Below are 15814 nucleotides of genomic sequence, written 5' to 3'. Positions count from 1 at the left end.
TCATGACCATCCGCGAGCACGTCACCGACTTCTACGGGAAACCGGTCGTCCCTTTTCAGCCCGGGGAGCCGCTCGACGCTGCCAATGCGCTGCGCATTGCCATCGATTACGACGAGCAGCAGGAGGGAAAGAAATTGTCCGACCTGCTGGAGGCATTGCTCGACACGCCGGGATCGGTGCATATCGAGGCGTTGGTCATTGGCCCATGGGATTTCGACAGCTCGGAAGATTCGTCCGGCGTGGTCGCGGCGCTGGTCGAAGCCGCACCGCGATTGCCCAAACTGGCAGCGATTTTTCTCGGCGAGATTACCTTCGACGAACAAGAGATATCCTGGATTCAGCAAAGCGACATCGCGCCACTCCTCGCGGCGTATCCGCGCCTTCGCGAGCTGCGCGTGCGCGGTGGGGGCGGATTGCGCTTTTCGTCGCTCGCCCATACCGGCCTCACGCGCCTGGTCCTCGAGGCCGGTGGCCTGCCGCGAGACGTTGTGTGTGCCGTCGGCGCGGCCGATCTTCCGGAGCTCGATCACCTCGAGCTGTGGCTTGGCTCGGAGAGTTACGGCGGCGACGCCAAAGTGCAGGACCTCGCGCCCATTCTCGATGGTTCACGTTTTCCCAAGTTGCGCTACCTCGGTCTGCGCAATGCCCAATCGGCCGATTCGGTCGCGGCGGCCGTGGCCACGGCGCCCATTCTTTCGCGGCTCCGCGTGGTCGATTTGTCGCTGGGGGCCTTGGCGGACGAAGGCGCGAAAGCGCTCCTCGCCAGCGCCCATGTTAGCCGGCTCGAGCGGCTCGATTTGCATCATCATTATATCTCGCCCGACGTGCAAGCCAAGCTCGCCGCCCTCAGGCCGGTGCTGGTCGATCTTCACGATGGGAAGCACGGCACCGAGGACGATGAATATCGGTACTGCGCTGTCTCGGAATGACTGCATTGTTCTCGGCAGCCCAGGGGACGAGCGCGTCGAGCGCTTTCAAGCCGCCGTGCACCGCCGCGGATGGCCAGCAGCCACCGTCGTTTCTTACCGTGAGCTGAGCGAGCGCGGTCCCGAGGCACTCGCTGTGCACGCGGGCACCTTGGTCCGCATCGAGTCGCCTGGTTCGAGCTTCGAATCCTTTGCAGCCTTGGTGCGCGCCGGAGGCCACGACGAACCCCTCGCCTTCGAGCGCGGGCGATTGCGGCACGTCCGCACATGGTACCTCGGATTGTGCCGCGTTCTGCAAAGCGTGACCCCCGTGCTTCCCGTGGGCCGCACCATGGGAAATCCATCCGACATCGGCTGCATGTTCGACAAGCGCGATTGCCATCGTCGCTTGGAGTCGCACGCGGTTCCCGTGCCGCCGGCATTCGCTGCGCCCGATTCGCTGGAGGCGCTTCTCGAAATGATGCGCGCGCAGTCGATTCCACGCGTCTTTCTCAAGCTTGCGCATGGCTCGAGCGCCAGCGGCGTCGTCGCGCTTCACGCCGATGCGCGCGGCGTTCATGCCCTCACCACCGTGGAGCGCGTCGGTTCCAAATTGTACAATTCGAAGCGCCTCCTCTTTTATCGCGATGTGCGTGCCCTCGCGGCCATCTACGGAGCCCTCGCCCGCGAAGGCCTCCACGTCGAGGCATGGCTGCCCAAAATCGGCCTGGACAATCGCCCCGTCGATTTGCGCATCCTGGTCATCGCCGGGCGGGCACGCCATGTCGTCGCGCGGGCTGGCCACGGCCCCATTACCAATTTGCATATCGGCGGCCGCCGCGCCGACACGGATCGATTGCGCGCCAAAATGGGCGACTTGGCATGGGCGCGCGCGCTCGCCATCGCGGAAAAGGCGGCAAAGGCATTTCCACGAAGCCTCGCCATCGGCGTCGATCTCTTGGTGGAGCCGGATCCGCGCCGCATGGCCGTGCTCGAAATGAATGCCTTTGGCGACTTGCTTCGCGGTGCCCTGCACGACGGTGAAGATCCCTACGAGGCGCAGCTCGCGGAGATGGCCCCATGCTCAACATGAACTCCATCGTGGGCACCCACGACATCGTCTTCGTGACGTTGGATACGCTCCGCTACGATGTCGCCAGCCGTGCGCTATCCGCCGGCCGCACACCGAACTTCGCCGCACGACTCGGGCCCGGGGGCTGGGAAGAACGGCACTCGCCCGGCTCGTTCACCTATGCCGCGCACCATGCCATCTTCGCCGGGTTTTTCCCTACCCCCGCGCGCCCTGGCCGGCACACACGCCTCTTCGCACTTCGATTCGCACGCAGCGAAACCATCGGTCCCGATACGTGCGTGCTCGACGGCCCGGATATCGTTTCGGGGCTCGCCGCCCGCGGATACCATACCGTGTGCATCGGGGGCGTCGGCTTCTTCAGCAAGGAGAACCCCCTCGGGAGCGTCCTTCCCGGCCTTTTCGCCGAAAGCCACTGGTCGCGCGCCTTCCATGTGGGCGAGCGTCGCTCGTTCGAGCATCAAATCGCACTCGTCGATCGCCTCACGCGTGACCTCCCGCCCGATCGGCGCCGGTTGCTCTTTCTCAACGTATCGGCCATTCATCGGCCCAATCATTATTACCTGCCCGGCGCTCGCGTCGATTCCATCGAGACGCACGGCGCCGCATTGGAATACGTGGATACGCATCTCCCCGAGCTCATGGCCATTCTCGAACGGCGCGGGCCCACGCTCGTCGTCTTCATGTCCGACCATGGTACCGCCTACGGCGACGACGGCTACCGTGGCCATCGCATCGCACATCCGTCGGTGTGGACGGTTCCCTACGCGGAGGTGCTCCTGCCGTGATGGCCATGACCCTCGCCGAACGATTCCTCCGCAATCCGTACCAGAGTTACGTGTACGCCTACCCGCACAAGACGGCTTACCGCATCTTGCCCGAGCCCATCGCCCTCGATGCCGCATGGGCCTCCGAGCCGCGCGATGCAGGCTTTCTCTACGTGCATATTCCTTTTTGCGAGATGCGCTGCGGCTTTTGCAATCTTTTCACGCGCGCGCGGCCCCAGGCGGAGCTCATCACCGCCTATCTCTCCACGTTGGAACGCCAGGCCGTTCGCGTGCGCGAGGCCATTGGCCCCATGCACTATGCCCGCCGTGCCATCGGAGGCGGCACCCCGACCTACCTCGACCCGCCGGCGCTCCATCGCATCTTCGATGTCATGGAGCACACCATGGGGGCTCGGGCCGGCATTCCCACGTCTGCGGAAACATCACCGGAGACGGCCACCCGCGAGCGGCTCGGTGTCTTGCGCGAGCGCGGTGTCGACCGCATCAGCATCGGGGTTCAATCGTTTCTCGACACCGAGGCGAAAGACCTACTTCGCCCGCAGCGTGCCACCATCGTACGAGGCGCCCTCGAGCGCATCCGCGCGGCGCAATTCCCGATTTTGAACATCGATTTGATGTACGGCATTCCCGGCCAAACCCACGTTTCCTTCGAGGCCAATCTCCGGGCCGCCCTCGAATACCACCCCGAGGAAATCTACCTCTATCCTCTTTACGTGCGCGCCCGCACCGGATTGGACCGCCGCGGCGGTATGGATCCGGACGACACCCGGCTTTCCCTCTATCGCCATGGCTGCGCATTCCTCGCCAGCGCAGGTTACGAGCGCATCTCCATGCGCATGTTTCGCGCGCGCCGTGCGCCCTCGCTCGGAGGCCCCGTGTATTGCTGCCAAACCGACGGCATGGTCGGCCTTGGGTGCGGTGCCCGCTCCTACACCACCCGACTCCACTACTCCGATGAATACGCCGTCGGGGCTCGCGGGGTGCAGGAGATCCTCGAAGCCTACGTCGCCCGCTCCGATGCCTCGTTCTCCTCGACCGACTACGGCTTCGTTTTGAACGACCGCGAGCAACGGCGTCGCTTCGTCATCCTCTCCCTTCTCGCCGATGGCCTCGATGCCCGGGCTTATACCGCGCGATTCGGGAGCGACGCGGAGCAGGACTTTCCCGAGCTCGCCGAGCTCGTCGCCAATGCACTGGCCGAGCGCCTCATGGCCGGACACCGTCTCACCCGTGCGGGTATCGACCTATCCGACGCCATTGGGCCCTGGCTCGCCTCCGCGGAAGTGCGCTCCAGAATGGCACTCTATGTACTTAGATGACGGTACTCCGATGACGAGCCTCGCCCATCTGACCATCTTGTACCGCGGTCCGCTATCGAGCTGCAACTACGGCTGCACCTATTGCCCATTCGCCAAACGTCACGAATCCGCCGCCGAGTTGGAAGGGGATCGCCGCGCACTCCGGCGGTTCGTTGCATGGTGCACGCAACGCGAGCACGGGCTCTCCATTTTCTTCACCCCATGGGGAGAAGCATTGGTTCACGCTGCTTACCGTGATGCGCTCGCCACATTGTCGCATCTGGGACACGTCCGGCGCGTGGCCATCCAAACGAACCTCTCCTTTTCGCTCGATTGGTTGCCTGCTTGTAACCTTTCAAGCCTCGCCCTTTGGGTGACATACCACCCCACGGAGGTGCGCTCGGAGGCCTTTTTGGCCCGCTGCCGCACCCTCGTCGATAGGGGAGTCCGCTTTAGCATTGGCGCTGTCGGCGTGAAAGAACATCTCCCGCTGATCGAAAATCTGCGAAATCAATTGCCGCCCGAGGTTTACCTTTGGGTCAACGCCGTCAAGGAGCTCGGCCGGTATTACGATTCAGCGGACATCGCGCGCATCACCGCGGTCGACCCTCTTTTCGGTATCAATGTGACCAATCATCGAAGTCGCGGCCGCGCATGCCGAACCGGCTCCTCGGTCATTGCCGTGGACGGTGATGGGACCGTCCGACGCTGTCACTTCGTCGACGAACCGCTGGGCAACCTCTACACCGGGGATTTCGAATCTCATTTGTCCGCCCGACCGTGCCCCAAATCCGTATGCCGGTGCCATACGGGTTACGTTCACCTCGAACACCTCGATCTCGACACGGTCTTCGGCGACGGTGCCCTCGAACGTATCCCGGCAAATTGGGCAGCAAATGCCGCCAAATAGAGCGAAATCTGCACAGTCCGACCGCCACGAATTGTCGTCGCGTAATCTTCTACCGAAACGACATCGTCACCTCGTAAATCGTGCAACGGATTCGTGCGCGCGCCTGGTCACGGACGACAACTGACAATCAAGAAAGATGACGATGATCATCTAACTCCAACACCACCATGGTCCATCCTACCTGGTAACGGGTTTGGCCAGGGGAATTGACGGACCATAATGCAACGGTAATTTGCCTGGATTTCGCGATGGATTGCGCGTGTCCGGATACAATGCTCGGCACGAGGGGCGATGGCGTCGTAGAAAACTGCGAGCCCAAGCGCCTGTTTGAATGGACTCGGAATGTAGAAATGAATTACTCAAAACGTATGTCAAAAAATCTTCAAGCCGCTATCCGTCAGCTCGCCGAGAATTTCGCCGAAGGCCTCCTTCAGGCTGCACGTTCTGCCTCGCTCGAGGAGATTCTGAATGGAGATGCGGGGGGCGCTGCCCGCCGATCGCCCGGTCGGCCTCGCAAAACTGCAACGAAGATCGAGCCGGTGGTGGCAAAGCGCGGTCGTCCTGCCAAGCGTGGCGGAGCGAGCGCCGATGCGTCGCTTGATCGTCTGGTCGACGTTCTCCGTCGCAATCCCAAGGGCCTTCGCTCCGAGGAGCTGCGCGCACAGCTCAAACTGGAGAAGATCCCGTTCCGTCAAGCCGCCGCGAAGGCACTCGAGGCGAACCTGATCACGCGCACGGGCGAGAAGCGCTCGACGACGTTTTACGCCAAGTGAAGGCTAGAGCGGCCTCGTAAGGAGGCGACGGCTCGCAAGCGAGCCTGGGTTGAGGCTGAGGGGGTAGAGGGGGAGAATCGCGTCGGCGTTGGTGCCCGTCTCTGGCCACTCGTGATAAGCGAGGAAGGCATGTGGACACGAGCGCTATGTGTTGGGGCGGTTCTCGGGATGATTGCGTGCGCCTCCAAACCGGGGCCCGAGATCGCATCTTCGGCGACACAAGCTACGTACGCCGAGGTGTACCCCGGGGAGCTGCAGGCCATCGGAAGCGGCTTTTCGCAAAGCGAGGGAGAGATCCAGCGAATCGCTGGCGAAATGCCGCGCTATCCCGACGATTTCAAAAAGGCGCCGGATTGGAATGTCGTCCAATCGATCTACGAGCGGGCTGATGAGGCGGGTAAGAGTTATGCCTACGCCGAACGGCATCGCGAAGTAGAAGGCGCCCGCACCTTTTTCGAGGCCGAGCAATCGGACATTGCGAAAAAGGTGAGCTGGAGTTGTCAGTACGCCGCGAAGCAAAAAAATTGTGATGTCGAGTTGGGTGGGGTTGCGGCCCACGCCCTGAAAGAAGGGGTCGACACCCAACTCGAAAAGCGGCTACGCAGCGCCAACGAGGCGCACTTGATCATCGAGCGCTACCGCGAGGCGCTCGGCAAGGACAACGTCAGCACGCTGGAGAAGCAGGCCGACGACATCAGCTACGCGAGTTATCTGGTCCATATCGAACTCGTCGAACGCAAGCTGCGGCTCGATCGCATGATCGAAGATGCCGCGCAGGTCCAGAGCACCGCCGACGCGTTCATCGAGTCCGAGCGCAACTTCCAGAAGGAACCCGGACGCACCGACGCGGAGAAGAAGGCGAGCGAAGCGCGCGTGGCCGATATGGTTCGCAGCAAGACGTCGCTCGAGTCCTCGAAGAAGCAGGCGAGCGATCTTCAAAAGCGGACCGAGGACCGCATCAAGGCCGCCAAGAAAACATATGCCGACGCGGTGACCGCACTCAAAGAGAAGGTGCGCACCAAACTGCCACAGTCCGCGACGGCGAAGTAGTCGTGAGAACACTCCTGACCGGTGCTACGGGTCTCCTGGGCAAGGCGCTTCTCTCGAAACTCGAGATTGCGACCGTCCTCTCTCGAAATCCGGATCGCGCACGGAGCGAGTTCGCATCGTCAGGAGGATCCATCCCGAAAGTGTACGGCTGGGATCCAACGGCGGGCCCCGCGCCCGCCGAGGCCGTGCGCCACGCTGACGTGATTTTCAATTTGGCGGGAGAACCCGTCGGCGAGCGATGGACAGAGGAGAAGAAGCGTCGCATCTACGAGAGCCGTGTGCTCGGCACACGCAACCTCGTGAGCGCACTCCGCGCTGCACCTTCTAACGATGGCCGACCACGCGTCCTCGTTTCGGCATCGGCCGTGGGCTACTACGGCGACCGCGGAGATGATGAGCTCGACGAAAATGCGCCCAGCGGACACGACTTTCTCGCGCAAGTCTGCGCAGATTGGGAGCGCGAGGCCATGGCCGCACGCGAGTCCGGACTTCGCGTCATCTGCGTTCGCATCGGCCTGGTACTCGCGGCCAAGGGTGGCGCGCTTGGGCGAATGATCGGACCTTTCAAGATGGGCGTTGGCGGACGCCTCGGCGACGGCAATCAGTGGTGGCCCTGGATCCACATCGACGACGCCGTCGGCATTTTGCTTCACGCGAGCCGTAAGGACGAGCTCTCCGGACCGGTGAATGCCGTGTCACCCAATCCCGTTACCAATGCAGAATTCACGCGGGCTCTAGGAAAAGCCATCCGTCGTCCGACGATTTGCGCAATGCCAAAAATGGCACTTCGGATTGCGCTCGGCGAATTCAGCGACGCCGTTCTCTTCTCGCAGAGAGCTTTTCCTGCGGCGGCCAAACGAAGCGGATACGCGTTCGAGCACGAAAACCTTCCCGGTGCTCTCGCCTCGTTGGTCTAATCCAAAATGGTAATGGCCAGAGCGAAGCATTCCGTGAAGGAAATTCGATTTCTCAGTTCGAAATCTTTCCGAATCGCTCTCGATTTCTTAGCCGTCTTGGCTTAGAGAAATAGCCGTTCGTAGGGAGGCTTCGTTGTCGAAGCCGTTGTAGGGAGGCTTCGTTGTCGCGGCAGATTCACAGCCGAGTAGTAACTCGTTATTTCGGTGAAGTTTGGAATCAAGGGCGTGTCGAGCTACTGGACGACCTGCTCCATCCAAATTACATCAATCATCCGTCCGCACTGCCCGGTCAACCGGCCGGACCGGAGGGCTTGAAGCGCGTGATCTTGGCCATGAGAATGGCCTTCCCGGATCTGCGCTACGACGTCCGGGACGAGCTGCACGATGGAGATCGTGTGGCGGTGCGCGTCGTCAAACGCGGAACGCACGAAGGAAATCTGTTCGGAATCGCGCCTACCGGGCGTCGTATCGAGATCGAACAGATGCAGATCGAGCGTTTCCACGAAGGGAAAATAATCGAACACTGGCGCACTACCGCGATGACGAACGAGGAACGCGACAAGTACCTCGCTCTGCAGGAGCGCCTCTCCACGGCCGATCCTGACTGCCTTACGCGCAGCGGCAACGAGTTCGTGATCGCCATGGTCCTTCAGATCGTGCAAGAGCTCGCTGAAGGCCAAAAAGAAGCCGCACCGGGCTGCGACCCGTTCGTCGTCGGACAGCAGCTGGCCAACTTCCTGTTGCCCTCGCCTCCGTCGTCCACGGAGCTGCCCGGGCGTGTGCGGGAGTGCCTACGCGCGGCATTCTCCAATGACGCCAATGGCACGAACGGCGGCGTCAACGGCAACCCGGAGATGCGGGATGTTGCGCGCACCCTCGGGGTGAGCCCGCGCACCTTGCAGCGCCGATTGCAGCAAGTAGGGAGCAGTTTCACGCACGAGGTCGATTGCGTGCGGCGCGAACTCGCGTGCCAATACCTCGCCGATACCGCCCGCCCCCTGGGTGCAATTGCACTTCAACTGGGGTTCGGCGAAGTCGGCTCGTTCTTCCGCACGTTCCGGCGGTGGACCCAAACGTCCCCGCGCCGCTTCCGCCTGCACCACACGCCGCGCGCGGCCAGCGTATAGCCGAAGAAGATTAAACAGGGAGACGGGAAGACGGCTGACCATTCATCGCTTCATCCGCGCGAGTCCGAATTCTTTCGGGTTTTCGCGGACCATTGAGAGGACTCGGGCCGCAACTGCAAGGTCTTCGAGTCCTCGGCCGATGGTAGTAGCACCTGGCGGGCCTCCGGAGGATTTGCCTGTGTAGCCACCAAGGTCGGCGATCCACCGCACGGCGACGGCGATGGTCGGAACTCCGTCTCCTACCACCTCGGTCTTTTTTTTCTGCTGGCGCTTGAGGAGCTTGAGCGCGTCGAGTTCGATGTCGGAGAGCTCGACGGTGGCGGCAAGGTCCGGTTCTGTACGGGCGAGATGTTTAAGGCGTTCGATTCGAGTAGCCACGGCAGCGAGGAGCGTAGCCCAAGTCCTGACCGCGGCCGCAGAGCGAAGCCGTATTTCTTCCACTCGGCAATGGCCGGACTTCCAGGTCTTGTGAAAGTCCTCGATGCGCCAGCGCATCGTGTAGCTGTGCACGACGCGCAGCATATCGTTCACCGTCTCGATGGGACTGTTCGTGTAAAGCATCCAATCGAGTGGCTTTTCTCCGTGTGGAGGCCGGCTCTCGTGGATCCAAAGAACGTTGAGCGTCGGGTTGGAACGTTTCGCCTGCCAGTCGTGCTTCAGATTGAGCTCGACCGATGCTCGTCGCACTGCCACGCGCGCGAGACGCTCCTTCCGTTTGTGACCAGGTGGAACATGCACCGTGTAGTGCGCCTGCACCCGCTGATTGGCGAGAACGCCTCGAAGTTTTGCCTGGGTATTCCGGTTTCCGACGCACCGATTCCATGAGCAGCGCACGGTGAATCTTGCCCTGCTTCGGACGAGCTCATCGAGGATGACCGTCGCGTCACCGCCACGGTCGACGACGATCCATGGCTTACATTTGCTCTGCGAGTAACTGCGCAAGGCATCTTGGATCGTCCATACGGTGTAACGACTTTCACGCTCGTGAACCGGACGATATGTCGAGTGAGAACGCGGTTTCTTCTTCGTTGAGCGTGTCCACCAGGTCTGCGCGCATAGCCCGAGCGGTGTACCGTGCTCTGTAACGGCGAGCGCACTGACAACCTGGAGCCCACGTGCATTATTGGTGTAGGTACCTACAAGACCTAGGTCGGTGCGCTTGTCGCGATCGACGACTCGAATGTTGCTGCCATCGATGGGGATGAGCACAAATTCGCCGTCATCACCGCGCTCGACGCATGCAGCGCTCATCGAAGCCATGAGGGCTTCGCCGGACACCCGAGCACCTTCCAGTAGGTCGTAGGCTCCCTGGCGCTCCGCCGCATCGCAGAAAACCTCGGAAATACGGCCGCCGCCGCGCTCCATGGCGCGGCGGACCATCCGCATTGTCCGTGGCCTTAGCCTCTCGTCATCGACTTCGAGCCGCCTAAACTCTTCCCACGCCCAAACCCGATCGCCGTCGCTCTGCATGCCTCGCAAAGCGGCCGGCGACGCGAGAAATTCCCTGCGCTAGCGACGATGGAACCAATCATCAGGGGAAGACGGGGAGTTTTTAGGGGTTTGAATCTTCAAACCCGAAATCTCCCCGACTCCCCGCCTCCCTGTGATTCTTTCTCAGTGAAACAAAACGATGGCGGCCGTGGGCACGTCGATCGAACCGGCCGGAGCTCCAAGGCGTCCGGTCGATGGGTCGCGTGGAAGCCACGTCACCTTACCGGAGCGCTGATTCGATATGTACATCCAGCGCTCATCGGGGCTGAAGGTGAAGTGTCGCGGCCAATTGCCGCCGGAGGTCGATGTGCCGAGGAACTCCAGCTTCGCCCCCGCGTCCTGCACGGCAAATGTGGCGATGCTGTTTTCCCCTCGATTCGAGGCATAAACGAATTTGCCATCGGATGACACGGCAATTTCACCAGGGAAGTTGGGCGGATCGTTCTTCGCGACCGAATTGACGGTCTGGCCCAATTGTAGGCTACCGCGCGAGGCGTCCCACGTTCCCACCGTGACCACGGGCGTAAGCTCACCCAAGATGTACGCGTACTTGCCCGACGGATGAAACGCGAGGTGCCGCGGTCCGGTCTTCACGGGCAAGGTGACTTGGCCTTGCTTGCTCAATTTGCCGGTGTTCGCGTCGAGTTGGTAGACGAACACGGAATCGGCGCCCAAATCGACCGAGAGGATCCACTTGCCGCTCGGGTCGAATACGATTTGGTGCGCGTGCGCCTCACGTGTGGTGCCGGTCTGCTTGACCATGTCGGTCGACTCGCCGAGACGACCATCCGGCTGAATGCGATGAACTGTCACCGCACCGTCACCATAATTGGCCGTGAGTAGATAGCGACCGCTCGGATCCAAAGCCACGTGGCACGGCAACGCCCCCCGGCTCGATTGGGAGTTGAGCACCTTGGGCTGTGCTGGATCGGAGATGTCCAACGCAGTGACCTTGCCCTCGCCCGGCTCGGTCTCGTTCACGGAATAGAGGAATTTGCGATCCTTCGATTGGACCAGGAACGATGCCTTCGGAAGGGCGGGCCCCTGCCCGGCCAACGCGAGCGCACCGTTCGCCGTCTCACCGGTTTTCGCAGCCGGCGCCGCGAGTGTGAGGCCGTTCGGGTCGCCGTAGCTTCCGATGAAGATCACGCCCGCACCTCCTACGGCTTTCGTCTGTGCCGTCGTTTGCGCCGATCCTTCCGCGGCGGCGAGTGACGACGAGCTCTTGCAGCCCAACAGCGCACCGCCGAATAGAACGGCGGTCAGCGCGCCCACGAACGCACGGCGTTTGACGAGCCCACGCAGACCCAAAGACCTATCGTCGGACATGGCGCATCTCCTCTGTCTTGTCTTTCGTAACGGACCTTGACGAATTCGGTCCGGGTTACATCACGAGACGCGCCGCGGTGCCATGACAAACTGTGCGGTTGGCAGAGTCGCTGCCGAACTATCGACCTACAGCGTATCCCTGCATGCCCCGCGGATTGGCGGCTGCGCGCAAGAGACCATCGTTCGGATTGCGTGACACCGCCGACAATCGTCCAAGCGACCACGGACCGGCGTCGATCACGCGGTGCTTGCGCTGGCGGAGCTCATCCAACGCGGCGGAGCCCAACCTCGATTCGACGACCAATTCGCCCGGTTGCCAGTGGCGCGGATAAAACGAACTTGGAAATGCGGACGAATGCCAGGCGGGCGCATCGATGGCGGCCTGCAGATTCAATCCGCCGACGACGTGGCCGAGCCAGAAGCAAAGCTGCCATTGGTCCTGCTGATCGCCGCCCGGTGTGCCGAATGCGATGTGCGGCTGGCCATCGCGCATCGCGAGCGACGGCGAAAGCGTGATGCGCGGGCGGCGCCCCGGCTTCAAGGCGCTCGGCAGATGGGGATCGAGGCAAAACATCTGCGCGCGGCTTCCCAGGCAAAACCCGAGCGCGGGAATCCATGGGGACGATTGCAGCCAGCCGCCCGAGGGCGTGGCGGAGATCATGTTGCCGCGCGCATCCACCACGTCGATGTGCACCGTATCACCGCGCACCGATCCATCGCGCGCCACCGTGGGATCGCCCAGCGCGCCTGCGAGCGCCACGTTCGCGCGATCCGCGCCCATGGCGAAGGCCGGAAGCGAGGGCGCGCGGCCCTCCGGCGAACCGGGACGGAGCTCGAACGATGCGTGGTCTCCAACGAGGGCACGCCGCTCGGCCGCGTACTCACGCGAGAGCAAGGTCGCCAAGGGGACGGCGGGATCGTCGCCGTACCACGCCTCGCGGTCGGCAAAGGCCAATTTCGCGCACTCGGCGGCGAGGTGCACCGTCTCCGCCGTCGGGACGCCGTTCACGTACCGGAGGCGGTCCGCGAAACCCTCGAGCAACCGCAATTGTTGCCCCAGCACCGGTCCTTGCGTCCACGCGCCGCACTTGACCAAGGTCCACGCGCCAAAGTCGACGCAAAGGGCATCCTCGAAGGACGCTTGCCATGCCGCCATGTCCTCGCCGGTGATGAGGCCCGCGTGGTTTCGCCCCGAGTCGTCGCGAAAGGCCTGACGGCAGAAGGCCTCCACTTCTTCGGCAATGAAGCCTTGCGCCCATGCACGCCGGGCCGCCTCGATCTGGGCCTCGCGGTCGGATCCGGCCGCCTCGGCCTCCACGAGGAGCCGTTCCCATGTATCGGCCAGCACCGTGTTGGCGAAGCGCGTCCCCGCGGCCGGCGCCTGTCCACCGGGCAGCCAATGCGCGGCCGACGTCGGCCAATGCGCGGAGAACAATTCGGAGACGGCCTCGATGGTCTCGGTGATGCGCGGCACGATGGGAAACCCATGCCGCGCGTACGCGAGGGCATACCGCAGGACCTTGCGCAGAGGCTTCGTGCCATAATCGCGCAGGAGGAGCATCCACCCGTCCCACGCCCCAGGCACCGTGGCCGCCAAAAGGCCGCTGCCTGGGATCAAGTCGAGGCCGAGGCTTCGATAGTGCTCGATGGTGGCGCGGGCCGGGGCGACGCCTTGCCCGCAAAGCACGCGCGGCTTCGACTCGCCCTCGGCGAACAACACCGCGGGCACCTCACCGCCGGGCCCATTCAAATGCGGCTCGACCACCTGGAGCACGAAGCCCGCGGCGACCGCGGCATCGAAGGCGTTGCCGCCGTCCTCCAGAACGGCCATTCCCGCCGCCGACGCCAGCCAATGCGTGGAGGCCACCATTCCATGTGTGCCAATGAGCTCGGGACGCGTAGTAAACACGGTTCCCAGCTTAGCGCGCACCCGAAGATTGAACAGGGAGGCGGGGAGGCGGGGAGGGAACCAGCGCGGAGGGCTTTTTTTGGGTTTCCATCGGCTCAGTGGGCCAAGTGAACCCCCAAAAAACTCCCCGTGTCCCCGCCTCCCTGTGAATATTCTTCTTTCTCTACGGCGCGCCGAGCGGGCTCGGGAGGAGCCAGACGTCGTCGGCCTGCACGTAGGCAACACGGTGGCCGAATTGAATCTGGTAATACCGAGTATCGCCTTTGACCACCACGTGATTCGCCGGGTCGAAGGTGGTTGCCCACAGATACTCCGTATCGGCGAACTGACCGAGTGAGTAGCGCTGACCGGCCGGCAGTGAATACTGCAACGGAACGATGGCCTGCGGCGTGATGTTCGAGGGGTAAGCCTCCGCCTCGGGGTACGCGCGACCGAACACGGGAATGGAGTCCTTGCCCTGCTTCGGCGTGACGACGAAACCGATCGCGGGAAGCGCGCTGGGATTGCTCTTCGGGTTGTAGAACCAGCCCTTTTGACCGAGGTACCAAATGGCGGTCCAATCGCCGCTCTGATCGGCCACCGCGTATTGCTGCCCGGTCGAAGCGCGGCTGCCGACGTCCGACACACGCATCGTGCTCACACCGTCCGGCGGATGGAGCGCGACGTCGCGAAGCAGCGGCGCATCCTCCCGCGGCTCGGTGTGGAGCACCACCGACGACGAGCTGCGCGCCGGACACGGATCGGCGGGGTGCTTCGAATCGCACCCGAAGAAGGCCGGCTTGTTGGTCGCATAATTCGGTTTGATCGTCACCAACCCCGAATGCGACCCTCCGGTCGCGCGAAGCGGCGCGCCGAGAAGCTCGAAGTAATGCGCCCAATCCCAGTACGGCCCGGGATCCCAGTGCATGCCCCGCACCGTGGCCGGCGTCGTGCCCTGCACCGTGTCGTGCCCGAGGATGTGCGCGCGGTCGAGCGGAATGCCGTAGCGGAATGCGAGATACCGCACCAACTTCGCCGAGCTGCGGTACAGCGCCTCCGTGTACCAGGTGCCCTGCGCGGCGAATCCCTCATGTTCGAGACCGATGGACTTGGCATTCACGTACCAATTGCCCGCGTGCCAGCCCACGTCCTTGCCTTTCACGTGCTGGGCCACGTGCCCGTCCGAGGAACGCAGCGTGTAATGCCAGCTCACGTAGGTGGGATCCTGCACGAGCTGCAACGCCGTCGGGTAATAGCCCTCGGTGTCGTGAATGACGATGTACGAGATGCGCTGGCTGATCGGGCGATCGGCCAAGTCATGATTGCCATAATCGCCGCCGCCCAAATCTTGATACGGGGCGGGAATCCATTCGCAACCAAGCGATGCCGGACACTCCGCCTCGCCCTCCGCCGTCACGCGCAGGCCGAGCGCATCGAGCTGTGCCTTCTGCGGCTGCACCTCGGTGCGGGCCAGGGCGATCTGCTGCCCGTCGTCGGTGGTGCGCTGCACGCCCTCGGCCATCGTGGCGAATACCTCGTCGGCGAACTGACGCGCCGCCCCGGTATCCGTTGCACCGCTGTAACGTGCCACGGCGCCGTACCAATCCGCCGGATCCGTGCTGCCCGCGCGCGCTTTGCCTGCGGCCACGAGCTCGCGCTGGTATTCGGCGAGCAACGCCGCACCGCCACGGAGATTCTGCTCTGGGTCGCTGCGCAGCGTTTCCTTGTCCACGCCGGTCAGCTTCGCGGCCACATCGGCCGTCTTGAGCGCGGGCATGTCCGCCGGGCTGCCCGTGCGGTCGGCACGGGTCCACGGGCGCGCCTCGTCACCGCGCGGATCATCGGCGCCATCGCCGTGTGAAGACGATTCGACCGCCTCGAGATCCGTCAAATGCATCGGGCCGTAGCCGGCACTGCGACTCGGCTGCCCTGCATTGGTATCCCATCGTGATTCCATATACGAAACCGCGAGCAGCACACTTTCCGGCACACCGTATTCCTGCGATGCGCGGGTGAACGCTTGCTGCCGCGCACCGCTCGATTGGGTGTCAGTCGATTCGGGCAAACCCGCCTGACAACCAAGAGCCAGAACGCAGAGGACCGACCCGTGGACAAGGATTCGTCTCATCGGGTCACCGTACTCGCGAGCTCGACAATTCCGTAGCCTTATTAAAGGGCTGGCCCCATTTAGGCCTCAGCTCTACCGAATGGTTCCGATAAGACCACTTCAGTACCAGCGGCCGGTTTC

General features: G+C 63.0%; 13 protein-coding genes. 9 read left to right on the top strand and 4 right to left on the bottom strand.

Translation table 11 applies throughout. The annotated features are described in order from the left end of the window. The first annotated feature begins 2 nt into the window (after positions 1-2). The 9 genes from LZC95_01100 to LZC95_01060 all read left to right on the top strand — a co-directional run bounded on the left by LZC95_01100 (position 3) and on the right by LZC95_01060 (position 8858). Positions 3-929 (top strand): STM4015 family protein, encoded by a 927-nt coding sequence (locus tag LZC95_01100; protein WXA95437.1) that lies wholly within the window; start codon positions 3-5, stop codon positions 927-929. After that, positions 898-1998: an STM4014 family protein gene (locus tag LZC95_01095; protein ID WXA95436.1), complete on the top strand. Its 1101-nt coding sequence runs from the start codon at positions 898-900 to the stop codon at positions 1996-1998. The genes LZC95_01100 and LZC95_01095 overlap by 32 nt, the downstream gene beginning before the upstream one ends. Further along, a complete protein-coding gene (locus LZC95_01090; GenBank protein WXA95435.1) occupies positions 1986-2783 on the top strand; it encodes an STM4013/SEN3800 family hydrolase in 798 nt (265 codons plus the stop codon). The genes LZC95_01095 and LZC95_01090 overlap by 13 nt, the downstream gene beginning before the upstream one ends. A 5-nt stretch (positions 2784-2788) precedes the next feature. Then, positions 2789-4102: an STM4012 family radical SAM protein gene (locus LZC95_01085; protein ID WXB00293.1), complete on the top strand. Its 1314-nt coding sequence runs from the start codon at positions 2789-2791 to the stop codon at positions 4100-4102. 10 nt (positions 4103-4112) lie between these two features. Next, complete coding sequence (locus tag LZC95_01080; GenBank protein ID WXA95434.1) at positions 4113-4991, top strand: STM4011 family radical SAM protein; 879 nt, start codon at positions 4113-4115, stop codon at positions 4989-4991. A 272-nt stretch (positions 4992-5263) separates the two neighbouring features. Beyond that, complete coding sequence (locus tag LZC95_01075; protein WXA95433.1) at positions 5264-5764, top strand: hypothetical protein; 501 nt, start codon at positions 5264-5266, stop codon at positions 5762-5764. Between the two features lie 129 nt (positions 5765-5893). After that, positions 5894-6814 (top strand): hypothetical protein, encoded by a 921-nt coding sequence (locus LZC95_01070; protein ID WXA95432.1) that lies wholly within the window; start codon positions 5894-5896, stop codon positions 6812-6814. Positions 6815-6816: 2 nt separating this feature from the next. Beyond that, positions 6817-7731, top strand: coding sequence for a TIGR01777 family oxidoreductase (locus tag LZC95_01065; GenBank protein ID WXA95431.1), 915 nt, complete (start codon positions 6817-6819; stop codon positions 7729-7731). Between the two features lie 161 nt (positions 7732-7892). After that, on the top strand, positions 7893-8858 hold the full coding sequence (locus LZC95_01060) for an ester cyclase (protein WXA95430.1): 966 nt from the start codon (positions 7893-7895) through the stop codon (positions 8856-8858). A gap of 42 nt (positions 8859-8900) precedes the next feature. On the opposite strand, the gene LZC95_01055 is transcribed toward LZC95_01060, so the two are convergent. The 4 genes from LZC95_01055 to LZC95_01040 all read right to left on the bottom strand — a co-directional run bounded on the left by LZC95_01055 (position 8901) and on the right by LZC95_01040 (position 15694). Then, positions 8901-10244: an IS4 family transposase gene (locus LZC95_01055; GenBank protein ID WXA95429.1), complete on the bottom strand. Its 1344-nt coding sequence runs from the start codon at positions 10242-10244 to the stop codon at positions 8901-8903. Between the two features lie 228 nt (positions 10245-10472). After that, the gene (locus LZC95_01050; GenBank protein WXA95428.1) at positions 10473-11678 is read right to left on the bottom strand and encodes a lactonase family protein; all 1206 of its coding nucleotides are present in this window, start codon (positions 11676-11678) and stop codon (positions 10473-10475) included. 118 nt (positions 11679-11796) lie between these two features. After that, complete coding sequence (locus LZC95_01045) at positions 11797-13587, bottom strand: gamma-glutamyltransferase family protein (protein ID WXA95427.1); 1791 nt, start codon at positions 13585-13587, stop codon at positions 11797-11799. A gap of 163 nt (positions 13588-13750) precedes the next feature. Further along, positions 13751-15694, bottom strand: a complete 1944-nt coding sequence (locus LZC95_01040) for an N-acetylmuramoyl-L-alanine amidase (GenBank protein ID WXA95426.1) — start codon at positions 15692-15694, stop codon at positions 13751-13753. Positions 15695-15814 lie beyond the last annotated feature (120 nt).

The organism is Sorangiineae bacterium MSr12523, assembly GCA_037157775.1.
GTDB classification, from domain to species: Bacteria; Myxococcota_A; Polyangia; order Polyangiales; family Polyangiaceae; genus Pendulispora; species Pendulispora brunnea.
The sequence above is the reverse complement of the archived record's forward strand: the minus strand, read 5'-3'. Positions and strand labels throughout refer to the sequence as shown.